The sequence below is a fragment of the Bacillus sp. RC242 genome (assembly GCF_044908245.1).
GTDB lineage: Bacteria > Bacillota > Bacilli > Bacillales > Bacillaceae_G > Bacillus_A > Bacillus_A mycoides.
Genome location: NZ_JBIYCZ010000001.1, coordinates 1 through 16,504 on the forward strand (window position 1 = coordinate 1; position 16,504 = coordinate 16,504).

Annotated in this window: 22 protein-coding genes and 2 pseudogenes; 9 read left to right on the forward strand and 15 right to left on the reverse strand. The window is 35.0% G+C overall.

Features of this window, described 5'->3' with window-relative positions; all coding sequences use genetic code 11:
• A partial coding sequence (locus ABH957_RS00005) for a BclA C-terminal domain-containing protein (protein ID WP_483862337.1) occupies positions 1-684 on the forward strand: 684 nt, incomplete at its 5' end.
• Between the two features lie 694 nt (positions 685-1,378).
• Here the strand turns inward: ABH957_RS00005 and ABH957_RS00010 are convergent.
• Positions 1,379-1,978: a hypothetical protein gene (locus tag ABH957_RS00010; RefSeq protein WP_201052823.1), complete on the reverse strand. Its 600-nt coding sequence runs from the start codon at positions 1,976-1,978 to the stop codon at positions 1,379-1,381.
• Positions 1,979-2,192: 214 nt separating this feature from the next.
• Here ABH957_RS00010 and ABH957_RS00015 point away from each other — a divergent pair, with 214 nt between their 5' ends.
• A complete protein-coding gene (locus tag ABH957_RS00015) occupies positions 2,193-2,525 on the forward strand; it encodes an S-Ena type endospore appendage (RefSeq protein ID WP_002088126.1) in 333 nt (110 codons plus the stop codon).
• A 73-nt stretch (positions 2,526-2,598) separates the two neighbouring features.
• On the forward strand, positions 2,599-3,009 hold the full coding sequence (locus ABH957_RS00020) for an S-Ena type endospore appendage (RefSeq protein WP_269481041.1): 411 nt from the start codon (positions 2,599-2,601) through the stop codon (positions 3,007-3,009).
• Between the two features lie 69 nt (positions 3,010-3,078).
• Here ABH957_RS00020 and ABH957_RS00025 read toward each other — a convergent pair whose 3' ends face one another.
• From ABH957_RS00025 to ABH957_RS00070, 10 genes and pseudogenes are all read right to left on the reverse strand, one after another.
• Positions 3,079-3,270, reverse strand: coding sequence for a DUF3954 domain-containing protein (locus ABH957_RS00025; protein WP_000512858.1), 192 nt, complete (start codon positions 3,268-3,270; stop codon positions 3,079-3,081).
• 72 nt (positions 3,271-3,342) lie between these two features.
• Complete coding sequence (locus ABH957_RS00030; RefSeq protein WP_201052825.1) at positions 3,343-3,705, reverse strand: cell division protein SepF; 363 nt, start codon at positions 3,703-3,705, stop codon at positions 3,343-3,345.
• A pseudogene (locus ABH957_RS00035) lies at positions 3,680-3,869 on the reverse strand (hypothetical protein). Before ABH957_RS00035 ends, ABH957_RS00030 begins: the two are co-directional and overlap by 26 nt.
• Before the next feature lie 2 nt (positions 3,870-3,871).
• Positions 3,872-5,194, reverse strand: coding sequence for a replicative DNA helicase (dnaB, locus tag ABH957_RS00040; protein ID WP_269481040.1), 1,323 nt, complete (start codon positions 5,192-5,194; stop codon positions 3,872-3,874).
• On the reverse strand, positions 5,191-6,135 hold the full coding sequence (locus tag ABH957_RS00045; RefSeq protein WP_404510565.1) for a DnaD domain-containing protein: 945 nt from the start codon (positions 6,133-6,135) through the stop codon (positions 5,191-5,193). The genes dnaB and ABH957_RS00045 overlap by 4 nt, the downstream gene beginning before the upstream one ends.
• Before the next feature lie 279 nt (positions 6,136-6,414).
• The gene (locus ABH957_RS00050) at positions 6,415-6,699 is read right to left on the reverse strand and encodes a hypothetical protein (RefSeq protein WP_404510567.1); all 285 of its coding nucleotides are present in this window, start codon (positions 6,697-6,699) and stop codon (positions 6,415-6,417) included.
• 184 nt (positions 6,700-6,883) lie between these two features.
• A complete protein-coding gene (locus ABH957_RS00055) occupies positions 6,884-7,105 on the reverse strand; it encodes an RNA polymerase subunit sigma (RefSeq protein ID WP_404510569.1) in 222 nt (73 codons plus the stop codon).
• A gap of 14 nt (positions 7,106-7,119) precedes the next feature.
• Positions 7,120-7,707: a sporulation sigma factor-processing peptidase gene (locus ABH957_RS00060; protein ID WP_404510571.1), complete on the reverse strand. Its 588-nt coding sequence runs from the start codon at positions 7,705-7,707 to the stop codon at positions 7,120-7,122.
• Positions 7,708-7,797: 90 nt separating this feature from the next.
• Positions 7,798-8,046 (reverse strand): hypothetical protein, encoded by a 249-nt coding sequence (locus ABH957_RS00065; RefSeq protein WP_404510573.1) that lies wholly within the window; start codon positions 8,044-8,046, stop codon positions 7,798-7,800.
• 33 nt (positions 8,047-8,079) lie between these two features.
• Positions 8,080-8,271, reverse strand: coding sequence for a helix-turn-helix transcriptional regulator (locus ABH957_RS00070; RefSeq protein WP_404510575.1), 192 nt, complete (start codon positions 8,269-8,271; stop codon positions 8,080-8,082).
• 175 nt (positions 8,272-8,446) lie between these two features.
• Between ABH957_RS00070 and ABH957_RS00075 the strand changes: the two genes are divergently transcribed.
• The 6 genes from ABH957_RS00075 (at position 8,447) to ABH957_RS00100 (ending at position 13,335) form a co-directional block, all read left to right on the forward strand.
• Positions 8,447-8,884 carry a helix-turn-helix domain-containing protein gene (locus tag ABH957_RS00075; RefSeq protein WP_404510577.1) on the forward strand — a complete coding sequence of 146 codons (438 nt, stop codon included), beginning with the start codon at positions 8,447-8,449 and terminating at the stop codon, positions 8,882-8,884.
• A 12-nt stretch (positions 8,885-8,896) separates the two neighbouring features.
• Positions 8,897-9,325, forward strand: a complete 429-nt coding sequence (locus ABH957_RS00080) for an ImmA/IrrE family metallo-endopeptidase (RefSeq protein WP_404510578.1) — start codon at positions 8,897-8,899, stop codon at positions 9,323-9,325.
• A 137-nt stretch (positions 9,326-9,462) separates the two neighbouring features.
• Positions 9,463-10,521 (forward strand): DEAD/DEAH box helicase, encoded by a 1,059-nt coding sequence (locus tag ABH957_RS00085; protein WP_404510580.1) that lies wholly within the window; start codon positions 9,463-9,465, stop codon positions 10,519-10,521.
• Between the two features lie 138 nt (positions 10,522-10,659).
• Positions 10,660-11,334 carry a hypothetical protein gene (locus ABH957_RS00090; RefSeq protein WP_404510582.1) on the forward strand — a complete coding sequence of 225 codons (675 nt, stop codon included), beginning with the start codon at positions 10,660-10,662 and terminating at the stop codon, positions 11,332-11,334.
• Positions 11,335-11,344: 10 nt separating this feature from the next.
• Positions 11,345-11,683, forward strand: coding sequence for a hypothetical protein (locus tag ABH957_RS00095; RefSeq protein WP_098330495.1), 339 nt, complete (start codon positions 11,345-11,347; stop codon positions 11,681-11,683).
• A 104-nt stretch (positions 11,684-11,787) separates the two neighbouring features.
• Positions 11,788-13,335 (forward strand): recombinase family protein, encoded by a 1,548-nt coding sequence (locus ABH957_RS00100; RefSeq protein ID WP_404510584.1) that lies wholly within the window; start codon positions 11,788-11,790, stop codon positions 13,333-13,335.
• A gap of 32 nt (positions 13,336-13,367) precedes the next feature.
• On the opposite strand, the pseudogene dpaB reads toward ABH957_RS00100, so the two are convergent.
• The 4 genes and pseudogenes from dpaB to ABH957_RS00120 all read right to left on the reverse strand — a co-directional run.
• A pseudogene (gene dpaB, locus ABH957_RS00105) lies at positions 13,368-13,793 on the reverse strand (dipicolinate synthase subunit B); the annotation flags it as partial.
• Positions 13,790-14,692 carry a dipicolinic acid synthetase subunit A gene (dpaA, locus tag ABH957_RS00110; protein ID WP_002128797.1) on the reverse strand — a complete coding sequence of 301 codons (903 nt, stop codon included), beginning with the start codon at positions 14,690-14,692 and terminating at the stop codon, positions 13,790-13,792. The pseudogene dpaB and the gene dpaA, both read right to left, overlap by 4 nt.
• A 172-nt stretch (positions 14,693-14,864) precedes the next feature.
• The gene (locus tag ABH957_RS00115) at positions 14,865-15,113 is read right to left on the reverse strand and encodes a YlmC/YmxH family sporulation protein (protein WP_002014571.1); all 249 of its coding nucleotides are present in this window, start codon (positions 15,111-15,113) and stop codon (positions 14,865-14,867) included.
• A 135-nt stretch (positions 15,114-15,248) separates the two neighbouring features.
• Complete coding sequence (locus ABH957_RS00120; RefSeq protein WP_002088150.1) at positions 15,249-16,490, reverse strand: M16 family metallopeptidase; 1,242 nt, start codon at positions 16,488-16,490, stop codon at positions 15,249-15,251.
• Positions 16,491-16,504: the final 14 nt, after the last annotated feature.

Below are 16,504 nucleotides of genomic sequence, written 5' to 3' on the forward strand. Positions count from 1 at the left end.
ACAGGATCTTCCGGTGGACCTCCAGGACCTACGGGACCGACCGGAATAACTGGAGCGACAGGATCTTCCGGTGGACCTCCAGGACCTACGGGACCGACCGGAATAACTGGAGCGACAGGATCTTCCGGTGGACCTCCAGGACCTACGGGACCAACCGGAATAACTGGAGCGACAGGATCTTCCGGTGGACCTCCAGGACCTACGGGACCGACCGGAATAACTGGAGCGACAGGATCTTCCGGGCCAACCGGGCCTTCTGGGCTTACAACATCTGGTTTATCTCAGTATGCTTATGTTTTCAATACAGCAGCTCAAGTTATTGCCTTAGAAGCACCTATTCTTTTTAATTCACACGGCACAATCACATCCGGTTTTACTCATACTCTTGGAACTTCTCAGATGACAGTTATTAATGCGGGAGATTATAAAATTTCTTTTTCTGTATCAGGAGTTGAGCCTAATCAATTTGCACTCTTTTTAAACGGGGCTCCCGTTACCAACTCCGTTTATGGATCAGGTGCAGGAACTCAACAAAACAATGGGCAAACAGTTCTCACTTTAGCCGCAGATGATATTCTTACCCTTAATAATCATACTTCCGCTGCTGCAGTTACTTTGCAGACTTTAGCGGGTGGAACACAAACCAATATAAATGCTTCAATTGTAATTGAAAAGTTAAATTAATTATTCCTTGAAGCTCTGGCAGTCAATAATCTAGAAAGGATTCTTTTTTCAACAAGTATTTAGCATTAGTGATTCATTTTCACATTACGTTGAAATGGTCATATATTATTTCGAAGCAAGAAACCCTAATCTACTTTTCAACATTTCACTTTTCCCCTAAAGAGCACCGTAAATAAGTGCTCTTTTTTAGTTTCATCTATTCTACAAAATGAAATTTTTATACCAATCCTCACCAAGTGTTATAGCAATTATGTCGCCTCTTGTCTTCTTCTTTTAGCCAATTCATTTTAATATAGCTATATCCTATAACTTACCTTCTAATAAATTTATTTTAGAAGATTAAAAACACATGTTTATTGCCCATTCCTCAAACAACCCATACCCGCATAAATTATTAAGTATCTAAAATCCATAATTGATCATTATTTTAATCAAAAGAGAGCAGTGTTAATAATGATAAAAACAATAATGATTTTGTTATACATCTGTTTCGGAATAAGTGCAGTTTTTAGATTAATAAAGGAAGTTCGAAAACCACAGAAAAAACAGTTCTTGATTTTAGTTGATTCTCTAATTTTGATAGGAGCTATATTTTTAATGGCTAGCTTCTTTATCTAAATTACATAAAGAGAACTCCCTGTGAGTGAAGCAGCTAGCAAAAGCTAACTGCTTTTTAATTAAAATAACTATTTTGTTATAAAGTCACTTCTTCTGCTGCAGGTTTGTTTTTCTCTAATTGTTCAATTGCCATTTGCAGCCCTAACCAATAACCAATTAAGCGACGTGGTAACCTTTCACCGAAATTCCAAACATCTTCCATCGTGTCAGAATCTAATGAGCTATTATGATAGACATCACTCAACCAAAAGTGGTAACTTTCCATAGATGAACTCTCACCGATTGCTGAAATAATGCCGTCATATACTTCTTGTCCATCTTCCGTTTCATTCATGTTGTATTCTTTCCAATATTCATCAAGTTCCTTTTTAGCCTTTTCTTCATCGAAATTCCAACGTTCCTCACAAAATGCTGTTAACTTTTCAGTGAAATATCCTAAATTGAATCCCTTGATGTTTGCTAATGTCGCTGGACATGTAAGGTTATACACCGCTTCTCCAATATCACCAGAAACGAACACGTTGTATCCTGAAAGAACAAATTTAGTGCGATACATATTCGTTCCAGGCTTGCCCCAGTAAATAACCTGCAATCCTTCTTCACCTTGAATTTCAGCTACATGATCTTCAAACCAATTTTCTCTAATATCTTTAGTTGCTTTTTCAATGTATTCCATTTCTCATTTCCCCCTTTTGTATTCAAATAACGCTTTTGTTATAAGTCACTCGTAATAAGTCACTTCTTGTTGCAATCAATATAATACGTAACTTCCCTTGTATTTGAACCAACTTCCTAAGAGCCGTGACCTATATTAAAAACAAGCATCTAATAAATGAAAGGATCTTTATTATTCCAATAATCACCATCTAATAAATGAAAGGATGATGTATATGTGTTGTTGTCCAGACCCACAATTTGTATCTGTTTCTACATGCAATACTTTCACTACAACTGGAGGTGATGAAGTGGGTGGAGCTGTAGTATTTAATAATACTGGAGGTCCAGTCCTTTCTGGCTATGTTACTTTAACTAATAATCCTACAAGTGGTACTATTACTGCTTTTTTAGCGAATAATGGTACAAACATTATTGGCCCAATAACTCCAGGAAATAGTCAAACTGTTTTTGTGTCAAACATAGGAACATTGGATGCCTTTTCTGGTACCGCTGGCCAACCTGTTAGTGGTAGAGTTTGTGTTGATGCTGCCCGTCAAGTAGCTTAGCTTTTAAAGAAAAAGATATTAATTCATTTTTGGGTTAATATCTTTTTCAATTTATAGAAATGAGGCATTATATATGAAAAAAAATTTTAGGGATTTTAAATACTCCATTACAATCCCTTGTGCTTTTCCTATCCCAGTCTGTGATGTATTACCCAAACCACAAGAAGAACAAAAAATTGTATGCAATGACATTTGTGGTAACTTTTTACTTAGTGACAACATTACCTTTCTAGAAGTTTGGGAAAAGAGAATTGATCAACCTGTTACTGCTACTGTCACGATTTTTAACAGTATACAAAGCTCACTTATTGAAGTTAATGTGCAACAAAACACTGGTAACTCAATTCTTTTCACAATCCCTCCTGGAAATTCGATTTCCAAAACAATTGGAGACATCAAAGTAGTTACCATTCTTCTCACCGAACCCGGTAGTGCAAGCGGAAAATTTTGTTTAGATATAAATTTCACTATAAAGTCCCTATGAATATTATGAAGGGACTTATACATATCCCTCCAAATCTCTTCCTTGTTTCTTAATAAAATTCAAATTTGATTATAATAACTGTGTTTTTCGTTCTTCCATCCGAATTACTTTTCCACTTTGATATACAAATGATTGTTCACCAAATCCACCTTGAGGTGGTTCTATTAGTTGGACTTGACCATTTTTAACAACATATATTCCGTTTGTTTTCAAATCTATTTCAGCCGTCATTTCTACAAGATTTTCTTTTCTAATTCCCATCAAGATCACTCCCATATGTTATAATTACTTTGTCGGAGTAAGTTGAGAGTGATCTCAGCTTTTTTTATTTGTCTATAAATATTGCAAAACATTTTCCGGAACAAATAATTGTTCCAGTGATAGATGGAGCCGAATTGGAATCGGCTCTTTTTCATCTCTTGCTCGCTTACAAATTTCTTCCGCTTCTTCCCATACAAAATTCTTGTCCTCCGCTCGCTTATAACGCCAAATTCCAATTGCGTAATCTTCAAATAACTCATACCGCTCATCAGGCGCTGTCGTTGGTTTTAATTCATCAATCGCTTTGGCTTGACGTGGTATTTGTACAACCACATCTGCATACCGTAATTTTGAATTCAAACATTGAATATGAGCTTTCTTAGGATCAAATGATACAACTGGTTCCACGTCAAAAATTGTTAATTGCTTTGGCATTGTTTTTTCCCCTCCAATACCTGCAAGCTTGCTATTAAAATTCCTTCAAGCTGCGTTAACGTTAGTTGATCTAATGTTTGTCCGTTAATTTCAGTTAATCCTAATCCCAATAATTTACGAATAATTGCTAGTTTTCTACGCTCTACTTCCTGCCGTAACAACATGATTAGGCATCCTGTTGATGATTGAACTTTCGCTCTAAATTTACAAACTTACTAAATTCTTTAATGAATGCTAGTTCAACAACACCAACTGGACCATTTCTCTGTTTCGCTAAAATGATTTCCGTTATGTTTTTATTTTCTGTTTCACGGTCGTAATAATCTTCGCGATATAAGAATGCGATCAAGTCCGCATCTTGCTCAATTTGACCATTTTCACGTAGGTCTGAGAGCAACGGCCTTTTATCTTGTCTACTTTCAACAGCACGACTTAACTGCGATAATGCAACCACGCATACGTTTAGTTCTCTTGCCATAAGTTTTAGCTTACGACTAATCTCACCGATCTCTTGCATGCGATTCCCTTTGTGCTTTGGGTCACCTACAATAAGCTGCAAGTAATCAATTGCGACTAGCACCTTTTTGTCTGGGTATTTGCGCTTTAGTTTCCTAGTCTTTGCGTAAATCTCTTGCATCGTTACATTTGCTTTATCGTATATTTCTAAAGGCAAATCGTTTATTAACCCCATTGCTTGGCTAATCTTTTCCCAATCCTTTAAATTACATAGTTTTTTAGGATTCTTTAATTTCGTAGCATCTATATTTCCAGTACTTGAGATCATCCGCTTAAGCAACTGTTCTTCTCCCATCTCTAGTGAAAAGACGCCTGTTGCTGTATTAGAACTCGCTGCATGATAAGCAACGTTTAATACGAAAGCTGTTTTCCCCATCGAAGGACGTGCACCAACAATGATTAGGTCCCCTTCTTGTAGTCCAGCTGTCATTCTGTTCAACTCATCGTAGCCAGTATTTATTCCCGTTAAATCTCCAACATCAACTTGCATTTTTTTATATAAATCAACGAGCGTTTCCTTTAGGTTAAAATCATCTGAATAACCTGTTTCTTCAATTGCGCTTAATTCATCAATCGATGTACTAATAGCGCTCATATCTCTTTCTTGCTGAAGACGATTATATAAATTACCAGCAACCTCCTGAGCATGTCTCATCTTCCACGCCTCAATTACTAAACCTTCGTGATACGAAAAGTTTTTTGTTGTGGTAACAACTTCTGTCAAGTTTACAAAGAATCCAATTCCGCCAATTTGATTCATAAAGCTTTCATCGAATTTTCCCATGAGAGCGACAAGGTCTATTGGAACCTCAGCATCCTCTAACTCTCTCATCGCTTTAAAAATCACTTGATGTGTTGGTAAAGAAAACTGTTTTGCCTTTAGCTGGCAATCTTTAATTAAATCGCCTTCTTGGATTATGCTACCTAAAACACTTTGTTCGGCTTCTGCGTTACGAATCATATCATTACTCATTGAACCATCCACCCATTTTGTTGATTAAGTGCTGCAAGTTCTTCATCCGTTGGAATGTTTTTCTCCCATGATTGTTGCTGCTGTATTACGTTCTTAGTAGATTCTGATAAGCCTTTCTGTTGATAAGGAGCTTGCGTCGGTTGTTGTGCCTTTGCTAATCGTTGAGTACGAAATGCTTTATCAGCTACTTCAACATCTACTATCGTTTTAAAACCTTTAAGATGCCAATCTCGTAAAATCGTATTTACGTAAGACATGTTTCTCGTATTTTTCTCTAAAGCAATCTCCATAGCTTTTACAACTAGCTCCGCATTTAAATCATCTATCCAAGCGTGAATACCATCTGCGATAAAAGGTGTAATGAATCCGAAGTTCTGCTCGTAAAAAGAAATTGGATTAACCTCAACAACTTCTTCCGCGCCTGCGCGTTCTTCTTGTTGTTGTTCTTTTTCTTCTTCTTTTTCTTCTTCCTTGCTAGGGTCTTGGAAGCCCCTTATAAGCCCCTCCAAACGGACTGATAAATACTCCTTGATACGAGGGATTTTGAAATCTTGTTCACGTTCTAATTGCAAACATGTTTCATAGAAATCAACCAGAAAATCTTGATCTTTTACAGATTGAATTTCTTTTAAAACACACTTTTCAATGTTTACATTTTTAATTGGATTGAATTTCAACCAGTTGATTAAGAACAACTCTTTTGTTTTTTGGTTGTAATTAATTTTTCCATACTCAACAAAACGTTCTAATAGCTTCATAACAGTTTCGCGGTTGTACCCTGTATCCGTTTCAATGATACGAAGTGGAAGCTCATAGATTCCTGATTGAGACGTCTTACTGTTTGTCATCAAATATAAGTAGAAATACTTTTCCTCCGGTGTAAGATCTAAAACAAATGAATCCTGCCAAAATGAAACGTGTACTGGTCTATAAACTGCCATATTATTCATCCTCCCGTTTACATATCGCGAATCCGTCCTCTACACGTAATAAGCGATAATTCTTATATCCTATTTTGAGATATTGTTTTACTAAGTAAATTAGGTGTTGCTCTGATGTTGCTTGTTGAAACACTTTAGGGTTCAGCAACACTCTATGTAATGATTTGTCTAAAAGCATGTAGCACACTCCGTTGTTATACGAATGCTAATTTGATATAATTAATCCTAAGATCTTTTGCAAGACCGTTTGTCTATCACTCTGCCAAGTGATAGATCTTTTTATTTTCTACGTGTTACCAGCGAAGCGTTAACTCCTCTTGCTCTTAAATCTTTAATCACTACTCGATAACTCATCGATGCCTCATGTTCCTCTTTTGTATCACGAAGCATTTTAAATTCCCTCATACATCGCTCCAGCTCTTCTTCCCAGTGATTTGATTCTTCGATTGATTCTGCATTAAAAATGTAATAAATACATTCACTCATACAGTTACGAAGTTTATTCGCAAATGAAAAATCTCCAGGAAGAACTAGATCATGAAGACGATTGTTTTTATCGTTCATGAATTACATCTCCTTTCTGTTTGAGTTGATGCTGTACGCATCGTTACAACCAGAAAAGAGTTTTGTAGAGGTAAGGGAGGAACAATAATCCCTTTCTGGTCATAACGACAAGCACAGTGGCTTGTCCAAATAATGAATAAAATGGTATAATTACTTTGTAGAATTTATTGCGAGCTACTGTTGTCTAGGCGGTAGCTTTTTCTTTTGTCCACTTATGTTTTAAAGTAAATGATGCCTCAATAATTTTGATTCGAATTCCCACTAACTTTTTCTCTTGTTGTAATTCTCCTGACTTTTTATCATCACCAAATGTTTTAGCTATTTTTATTTCACCAGTTAACTTTGCATCATAACGAATTAGTTCCTTATATTCTCTTAAGCTTGGATTCTTGTAATCTACTGTCATTTACATTTCCTCCTTTATAAAACTTTTGTTAAAGTCATTAAGCTATCCACCGATTGAATAATAACGTTCTCCGCCATAGCCTTTTGCAACCAACTTCTTTGTATTTGTTCCATAATGCCAAAATGAACTTGTTCAAGAGCTTGTACTACACACTGAGTAGCTTGGATTGTATCGAAGATTTCTTTTGCATGAACTGCGTATTCATGTTTCTTCTTTTCATCAATCTTCCATGATCTTGTTGCAACTTGTAAGTTCATGATTTCTTTCGCTGCCGCAATGCCCTCTTCAGCTTGCTTAATGTAGTTCATCAATTGTAGATTTACATCTTGGGTTAAGCGTGGATCTGTAGGCGGTAACCCAACACCATAAATATGTTTGATTGCTTGTTGATTCAACTTTGCTCCTGTTGCATGGCACCAATCCATTGCAAGTTCAAATTCTGGTTTAGAAAGTCCAGATTCAATTCGAGTTAATCGTTCATGTGTAATACCAAGGTACTTAGATAGTCCTTTCTTCGTTTTCAGCTGAACATTGTCACAACATTCTCTAGCATTCTGTAATAATTCTCCTATTGCTGAATTGCAGTATATGCTTGTTCCCATATCTGTTCGCCTCCATATTTAGCTTTCGAATGGTTACAATGGATTTAATACATATGTAACTTGTCTACTTTTCGTATAAAAAGAGAGGAACTATTCCTCAACGTTTTCTTTTACTTGTATTTCTTTGATGATGGCCCAACCAGCCTTATAATATGCTTGACGGATTTTATCAATATCCTTTTGTGATTTTGGCTCAGGAGCCACAACATGGACTTTCGTTTTTCCAAATTCATAAGTCGCCGCATATTCTTCTTGTTGGCTCATGGTGTCACCTCTTGAAGTGCTTTTTATATGTTTATGCGACGGGTCTGTTGGTACTGCCATTTGAAGTTTTGACATTTCCTCACTCCTTAGAAACAATTCGTTTCCTTTTTAACCAAAAAAAAGATCATCAATTGTTGTTTTATACAATTCAGCTATTCTTTTGGCCAACTCTAATGAGGGTGTCCTATCACCTCGTTCAATCGCTCCTAACATTTGAGGAGTAATTTCCAACTTCTTTGCTACCATTATTCTCGATTGGACACTTCTAAACTCAATCATTTTATTTCTTTTTTTATCCACTAGTTCACCTCCCTAAAGAAACAATTCGTTTCCTCATACACCTAATATAAAGAAACAAATCGTTTCTGTCAATATTTATTAGAAACTTTTTGTTTCCTTTATAGATTTAGAAACTAAACGTTTCTATAATTAAGAAACAAAGCACCTATTCTTATTTAGAAAGAGGGCAGAATTTATGCTTGGAAAAAAGATTTCAGAACTCAGGAAAAAACAAAAGCTAAGTCAATATGAGCTTGCTGAACGATTAGGCTTTTCAAGAGGAAAATTAGCTAATTATGAACAAGGTCAACGTGAACCAGATTATGATACCTTAAAGAAAATCGCAGATTTTTTTGAAGTATCAATTGATTATTTATTAGATAGGACACAAAAAAAAGAAATGGTATCTAGTGAACCATCTAATTTATCTATAAAAGAAAAACGTGATATTGCCAAAGACTTAGAAAAAACTTTAGAAGATCTAGAAAATAGCGAGAATGCCCTTATGTTCGATGGTGAACCTATCGATGAACATACAAAGGAAATGATTCGTATCTCTCTGGAAAATTCTATGCGTATGGCAAAACAATTGGCGAAACAAAAATTCACTCCAAACAAGTATAAAAAAGATTAAATGGAGCGAAAAATGGACATAAAAAAATACGTACTATACATCGCACAAAAACATGAAACCACAAATCCATTTGAAATCGCTAAACAAAAAAATATCATAGTGTTGTTTGAAGACCTTGGGAATACCCTTGGCTTTTACAACACTTATAAACGATTTAAATTCATTCATATTAATAGTCAAATTGACGAAATCACTCAACGATTTGTTTGTGCTCATGAATTAGGTCATGCTGTACTTCATCCTAAAGCAAACACTCCTTTCTTACGCAACCAAACTTTCTTTTCAGTAGATCGTTTAGAAATTGAAGCAAATACATTTGCTGTTGAGCTGTTACTTACCGATGAAATGGTTTCTACTTATGAAGATACTTGTTTATCTATTCAAGAAATCGCGGAGATTCATGGGATACCTGGAGGATTTTCTCAACTAAAAACCTATTAATCAGGTTTAAAAATCCCATTCAATTTGACATTTTATATTCCTAAATAATACAAATATTTTTATCGAAACTATTTTTTATATTTAGTAGTTTTCGGTTTAATATAATTTTTACATAAACTAATTAGGAGGAAATAATCATGAAATTTAATGAACGTTATTTTACTGAGGTAATACCTGAACCTAATATTCTTGACAATTCTAGCTTAAGAAAGGCACAAATTCAGTCATATGCTAAAATTGCCAATCACTTTTTATTGGAAAAGTCCAGCCAACCAGCTGTAGCTATTTTGCCTACTGGAGCGGGTAAAACTGGTGTTATGGCAATAGCCCCATTCGGTATATCAAAGGGAAGAGTTCTTATTATAACTCCTCAATTAGTAATTAAAGATCATGTAGTAGATTCTCTTGATCCATCTTCACCAAGTAATTTTTGGTTGAAACATCATGTGTTCGAAGATTTTCCAAATCTCCCTGTAGTACTTGAGTACGATAATAAAACTTTAGATGAAGAATTACATAATAGTAACATTGTAATTTTGAATATTCATAAACTATCAGCTCAATATAGAAAATCTTTACTAAAAAAAGTCAATGAAGATTTCTTTGATATGATTATTATCGATGAAGCACATCATTCTCCCGCTAAGACCTGGCAGGATGCATTAAATTACTTTAAAAATGCCAAAGTACTAAAAGTCACTGGTACACCATTTCGAACTGATCGAAAAGAAATTGAAGGCAAAATCATTGTAAATTATCGTCTAGGACAAGCAATGAATGAAGGTATCGTAAAAACATTAAAAAACTTTGTTCTTAAACCAGAAAAATTACATTTAACTTTAGATAATGATTCATCACAAACATATACGTTAGAAGAAATTAGAGAACTTGGCATTAGAGATGAAGATTATATTTCACGTAGTGTAGCCCTTTCTGATGCATGTAATCAACAAATTGTGGATTCCAGCATAGAACACTGGAAAGAAAAAATACAAGAAAATAAAATACCACACAAAATCATTGCTGTTTGTTGTAGTATAAACCATGCTGAAGATGTTAAAAAATTGTATGAGCAAACAGGATTAAGAACAGTTATTGTCCATAGTAAGATGAAAAAGGGCGATAAAATTGAAGCATTTCGTATGATTGAGAGTCATCAGACTGATGTCGTAATACATGTTGCAATAGATAAGTAAGGGTATGATCACCCTTACTTATCTATTGCAGCCATCTTTAGACCATATAGAAGCTTAGCGCCATATTCTCAATTCATAGGTAGAATCTTAAGAAGAATACCTGACGAAGAAAGTAAAAGCCCTTCAGATAATATCGGTGTGGTTATCGCTCATAAAGAGCTAGGCCTAGATAAATTATGGGAAGAATACAAGAAAGAAAAAGAGTATTGCGCTATCCTAGAGGATGTTAAAAAACACGAATCTAAAGAAAAGAAATTAGAAAAAGAAATTTCTAAAAATACAAAAGATATAGGAATAGTTGCAACCGAAGGAGAACTATATTTTAGTACGGAATACTATGAATACACATTGGCTGCTCAAAAATATGAAGAGCATGAAAAAGAAATCCAACAAAAAATTGCAGAACTAAGAAAAACATTTAAAAAGGCGAGTGAGTCTGAATTACGACGTTTAATTAATGAAGAAACTCAAGATTATGAGTTCAATCCATTGATTAATAACCCTAAAAAGTATAGATTAACATTAAGAGAAGAGTTCAATCAAAAGATTCAATATGATTTACCAGCGGCTCTACTTCAAGAATATAATTTGGATACAAAAGGAACCGAACTCTCTAAACTTTCTCTAAAAGATAAATGGATATTGGATAAAGGAACGAATGATGCTATAATTGTTATTTTCCTTAATAATGAATTGAAGAAGCGATTTAGCGACAGAGATTTATGGACAATTAATGATTATAATTTTGCGGAAAATTACTTAGATAATGATTTAGTTCCTTATCTGCGTAAATTAATAGAATCAATAATATGAGGTGAAATAAATGATTAATCAATTGCGTGATCAATTGTGGAAAGCAATTTATCTTAATCCTGTATTCCCTAAAGACTTATTAGAAAATGCTAAAGACCCTGACTATGTTGGTGTGAATTTCTCTTATAGTGAAGCCGGGACGAAAGTAGACTTAACTTTTAAAGATCTTAATCAAATAATAAGAGCAACTTACTACTTTGATTCTAAAGATTTCTTACAAAAAGCTATTATGAACGAATTCGGCCAAGAGAGTATAATTTATGATAGAAATGCAGAAATCCAATCAATTATCAACAAGATTAAACATATAAATCCAAATGAAAATATAGAAATTGCAAATTATGCATAAAAGCTCCATTAATTGGAGCTTTTTCTTTTTAATTCATATTATTACTTCTTTCTCTAAATTTCTTTTCGTATAAATTAGTAATACTTAAGGGGGACTTCCATATTATGAAAACTGCGATTTACCTAAGAAAATCCCGTGCCGATCTCGAAGCCGAAGCACGTGGCGAAGGTGAAACTTTAGCAAAACACCGCTCTACCCTACTGAAAATTGCCAAGGAAATGAACTTAAATATTTTAGCTGTCCGTGAGGAAATTGTTTCTGGTGAGAGCTTAGTGAAACGCCCTGAAATGTTGGCGCTACTTGAAGAAATTGAAGATAACAAATATGATGCTGTTCTTTGCATGGATATGGACCGTTTAGGTCGTGGTGGTATGAAAGAGCAAGGAATCATTTTAGAGACGTTTAAACGCTCGAATACGAAGATTATGACACCTAGGAAGACTTATGACCTTAATGATGAGTGGGATGAAGAATACAGCGAATTTGAAGCGTTTATGGCTCGTAAGGAGTTAAAGATTATTACACGACGTATGCAACGAGGTCGTGTTGCTAGTGTAGAGGCTGGTAATTACCTTGGTACACATGCACCATTCGGATATGATATCCATCGTTTAAATAAGCGAGAACGTACTTTAACAATTAATTCAGAAGAAGCCTCTGTCGTTAGAATGATATTTGATTGGTATGCAAATGAGGATATGGGAGCAAATGCAATTAGGAACAAGTTAAATGATCTTGGCTACAAAAGTAAACTAGGTAATGAATGGAACCCCTACAGCATCTTAGATATATTAAAAAACAATGTTTACATCGGAAAGGTTACTTGGCAAAAGAGAAAAGAAGTAAAACGTCCTGACGCTGTGAAACGTAGTTGTGCAAGACAAGATAAATCAGATTGGATTATTGCTGATGGCAAACATGAGCCAATTATACCGGAAAGTTTATTTGAACAAGTACAAGAAAAATTAAACTCAAGATATCACGTTCCTTACAATACGAACGGAATTAAAAATCCTCTAGCTGGCATTATTAAATGTAGTAAATGTGGTTATAGCATGGTCCAACGTTATCCGAAGAACCGAAAAGAAACAATGGATTGTAAACACCGTGGCTGTGAAAACAAATCAAGTTATACTGAATTAATTGAGAAGCGTTTACTCGAGGCATTAAAAGAATGGTACATCAATTATAAAGCTGATTTTGAAAAACATAAGCAAGATGACAAATTAAAAGAAACACAAGTCATTCAAATGAATGAAGCTGCATTACGCAAGCTTGAAAAAGAATTAATGGATGTCCAAAAACAAAAAAATAATTTACATGATTTATTAGAACGTGGTGTTTACACAGTCGATATGTTTTTAGAACGCTCGAATGTAGTTTCTGACCGTATAACTGAAATTACTTCCACTATGGAAAACTTAAAGAAAGAAATTAAAACCGAAATTAAGAAGGAAAAAGTCAAGCAAGACACAATACCTCAAGTGGAGCATGTTCTTGATCTGTACTTTAAAACAGATGATCCCAAAAAGAAAAACAGCCTCCTAAAGTCAGTTTTAGAAAAGGCTGTTTATAAAAAGGAAAAGTGGCAAAGGCTCGATGATTTCGAACTTGTGCTTTACCCTAAGCTCCCTCAAGATGGCGACATATAAGCGTTTATGCTTTGTCGTCACCTTGTTGGTGTAATTAGATTTACTCCATTAAGCCCTAAAGCATCATTCGTCGAAACAGCTAACACGACAGGCTTCCCATTTCTAAGCGTCGCTTTTGCTGCCATTAATACTGGAGAGTCTGTCATTGCATTTGCAAATTTACTCATCGAATTCCCTGTTAGTGGTGCAATCACCATGCAATCTAGTGGAATTTTCGGTCCTAGTGGCTCTGCGCCAACGATTGAATTAATTGCCTTAAAACCGGTTATTTCTTCGATCTTTTTAATCCATTCTTCCCCTTCGCCAAATCTAGTATTTGTTGATTGGACAGTATAAGAAACAACGGGACGTACTTCTGCACCTTCTGCAATTAACTTCTCTAAATGTGGCATAACTTCTTCATACGTACAATGTGAGCCTGTAAATCCGAAACCAATTCGTTTTCCCTTCAAACTCATTTCTCATCATCCTCCTTTGCGATTGCATCTGCTATTAATAACTGAGAAAGAACATTCGCTAATATTTGTCCTGCTGTTTTCGGTGCAACAATCCCAGGAAGACCAGGTGCTAATAGTGCCTTCACTCCACGCTTCTCCGCATAGCGAAAGTCCGTGCCACCTGGCTTAGAAGCTAAATCAATAACTAGCGTATGAGCTGGCATTTTTGAAATAACATTCGCTGTCACAACGAGATGCGGAATTGTATTAATAACAATATCGATATTACCTACTTCTTTCTCTATGTCTTGCATATGAAAAGGAGAAAACATCATTTCTGTAATACGAGCAATATGTTCCGAACGTCTCGCTCCAACTTTGACATGTGCTCCTAATGATTGAAAGGCTCTTGCAACACTCATACCAGTTCTACCAAATCCTAAAACCATTACATTCGATCCATGAATTGTGTAATCAGTATGTTGAATAACCATCATTAGTGTACCTTCTACGGTCGGAATAGAGTTATAGATTGCAACATCATCACGATCAAATAATTTTACAAGTTTGCGATTTGTAGTAGCTACGAGATTTTCCAAGTAAGGTGTACCAATACCTGAATATATAGTGAAGTTTTCTGGCGTCTTTTCAATTTGTTCTTTCGTTATGGAAACTTTTTCATTTGAAAAAATAGTATCTACTTCTCCTCTGGCATTCGTCCCTGCAACCGGCAAAATAATCGCATCTAAAGAAGTGAAATTTAAATCTTGTATACTTTCCTTTGCTGCCCCTGTGAAGCCATGATCTAACTGTTCAAACCCTATTAATGAAAGTTTCGCGTCCAGTTCGACTAGCTTGCGAATTACTTCTAGCTGCCGTGCATCTCCTCCTATGACAGCAATATGCATCTCAGTCAACATTCCCTAATTCACCTTCTTTTTCTTTCATTTATAAGAAAAATGCCTACTTTTTCTTTTTCCTCCACATCATATGTAATGTACGCGTTTGAGGTGATTGAAAAACAAAATGCACACGTGATTTATTTTCTTTATATAAAGATAAAAAAAAGACAACCAAAATGGTCATCTTTCACTATGATCTTGAATGGTTCGTAAGATCGCAAAGTATCATATCATTTCCAACCTTCTTTATTTTGCTCCATTCTACTCTCACTTCTTGCTGTTCTCTTTTAAAACCTCCCCATTTCCCAGCAGGTATAATAAGCGCTTGTATTTTTCCATCTCTCTCATCAATTTCTAAATCTGCATGACCTAAAACTCCCATTTTTTCTGCTCTTTCTAAATCCACAATCTCTTTGCCACTTAATTCACTTAAACGCATTAAATCTCCCCCTATCCTACTTTTTATGAAGGTTATCCTATAATAAGTACCTATTCTGCATATATAAAAAAAATAACCGTATCTCATATAAAAGAGATACGGTTATTTCCGAAAGCGAATGAATTACAAGATCGATTAAAGTTTCATTCCTTTTGGCAGTTTTCCATCCGGACTAATAAGTGCCGCAGAGAATTCATCGGTAAACATATTGCGAATTAACTCGTCTACATTTTGCTTTGTTACAGTGTTTACACTTTCAATAATCTCATCAAGAGAACGATGTTTACGAAGAAGCAATTCGTTTTTACCATTACGGCTCATACGACTATTCGTACTTTCTAAACTTAACATTAAGTTTCCTTTTAATTGTTCTTTACTGTTAACAAGCTCTTTTTCTGTAATACCTGTATTTTTCAACGTATTTAACGTTTCTTGCATTGTTTCATACAGTGTATCTAATTGTTTACTACCTGTTCCACCGTAAAGTGTTAACATACCTGTATCTTCATAAGAAGAATGGTAAGAAAATACTGAGTACGCTAACCCACGTTGCTCACGTACTTCTTGGAATAAACGGCTACTCATACTACCGCCTAAAACATTATTTAATACAATTAAGTTATAAATATCTTCGTGTCCCATTTGCAAGCCTTTATATCCTAAACATAAATGAGCTTGTTCTGTTTCCTTCTTACGTGCTACTTTATTGAAATGGAAAATTGGGCTATGTACTTGTTCACGATTTGTTGTCCCTTCGTAACTACCGAAATATTGCTCTACAGTTTGTAAAAATGCTTCATCAATATTCCCTGCAATTGATACAACAACATTTTCAGGTGTGTAATGATCTTTCATATATTGACGTAACGTATCACCTGTAAATGTTTCAAGCGTTTCTTCTGTTCCTAAAATAGGATATCCAAGCGGATGCGTTTCATATGTCGCTTTCGTTAACATATCATGCACAATATCATCTGGCGCATCTTCGTACATTTTTATTTCTTCACATACAACATTCTTCTCTTTTTTCAGTTCTTCCTCATCAAATGTTGAATTAAAGAACATATCTGCTAAAACATCTAATGCATATTTAGCATGCTCATCTAGCACTTTCGCATAGTAACATGTATATTCTTTTGAAGTAAAAGCATTTACTTGTCCACCAATGCTATCAAATGATTCTGCAATCTCTCTTGCACTTCGCGTTTCTGTCCCTTTAAAGAACATATGTTCCAAAAAGTGCGAAACCCCATTATTTTTTTCATTTTCATTTCTTGAACCTGCGTGGATCCATATACCAATCGCAACCGAGCGTACAGTTGGTATATTCTCCATAACAATTCTTACACCATTTTTACACGTATATTTTTTAATCAAAAACTTTCCTCCTA

What these genes read in the sequence shown, in the direction of transcription:
- ABH957_RS00010 (WP_201052823.1), bottom strand. Translation starts at nt 1,978, where the DNA reads ATGGAATACATTGAAAAAGCAACTAAAGATATTAGAGAAAATTGGTTT.
- ABH957_RS00015 (WP_002088126.1), top strand. Translation starts at nt 2,193, where the DNA reads ATGTGTTGTTGTCCAGACCCACAATTTGTATCTGTTTCTACATGCAAT.
- ABH957_RS00020 (WP_269481041.1), top strand. Translation starts at nt 2,599, where the DNA reads ATGAAAAAAAATTTTAGGGATTTTAAATACTCCATTACAATCCCTTGT.
- ABH957_RS00025 (WP_000512858.1), bottom strand. Translation starts at nt 3,270, where the DNA reads ATGGGAATTAGAAAAGAAAATCTTGTAGAAATGACGGCTGAAATAGAT.
- ABH957_RS00030 (WP_201052825.1), bottom strand. Translation starts at nt 3,705, where the DNA reads ATGCCAAAGCAATTAACAATTTTTGACGTGGAACCAGTTGTATCATTT.
- dnaB (WP_269481040.1), bottom strand. Translation starts at nt 5,194, where the DNA reads ATGAGTAATGATATGATTCGTAACGCAGAAGCCGAACAAAGTGTTTTA.
- ABH957_RS00045 (WP_404510565.1), bottom strand. Translation starts at nt 6,135, where the DNA reads ATGGCAGTTTATAGACCAGTACACGTTTCATTTTGGCAGGATTCATTT.
- ABH957_RS00050 (WP_404510567.1), bottom strand. Translation starts at nt 6,699, where the DNA reads ATGAACGATAAAAACAATCGTCTTCATGATCTAGTTCTTCCTGGAGAT.
- ABH957_RS00055 (WP_404510569.1), bottom strand. Translation starts at nt 7,105, where the DNA reads ATGACAGTAGATTACAAGAATCCAAGCTTAAGAGAATATAAGGAACTA.
- ABH957_RS00060 (WP_404510571.1), bottom strand. Translation starts at nt 7,707, where the DNA reads ATGGGAACAAGCATATACTGCAATTCAGCAATAGGAGAATTATTACAG.
- ABH957_RS00065 (WP_404510573.1), bottom strand. Translation starts at nt 8,046, where the DNA reads ATGTCAAAACTTCAAATGGCAGTACCAACAGACCCGTCGCATAAACAT.
- ABH957_RS00075 (WP_404510577.1), top strand. Translation starts at nt 8,447, where the DNA reads ATGCTTGGAAAAAAGATTTCAGAACTCAGGAAAAAACAAAAGCTAAGT.
- ABH957_RS00080 (WP_404510578.1), top strand. Translation starts at nt 8,897, where the DNA reads ATGGACATAAAAAAATACGTACTATACATCGCACAAAAACATGAAACC.
- ABH957_RS00085 (WP_404510580.1), top strand. Translation starts at nt 9,463, where the DNA reads ATGAAATTTAATGAACGTTATTTTACTGAGGTAATACCTGAACCTAAT.
- ABH957_RS00095 (WP_098330495.1), top strand. Translation starts at nt 11,345, where the DNA reads ATGATTAATCAATTGCGTGATCAATTGTGGAAAGCAATTTATCTTAAT.
- ABH957_RS00100 (WP_404510584.1), top strand. Translation starts at nt 11,788, where the DNA reads ATGAAAACTGCGATTTACCTAAGAAAATCCCGTGCCGATCTCGAAGCC.
- dpaA (WP_002128797.1), bottom strand. Translation starts at nt 14,692, where the DNA reads ATGTTGACTGAGATGCATATTGCTGTCATAGGAGGAGATGCACGGCAG.
- ABH957_RS00115 (WP_002014571.1), bottom strand. Translation starts at nt 15,113, where the DNA reads ATGCGTTTAAGTGAATTAAGTGGCAAAGAGATTGTGGATTTAGAAAGA.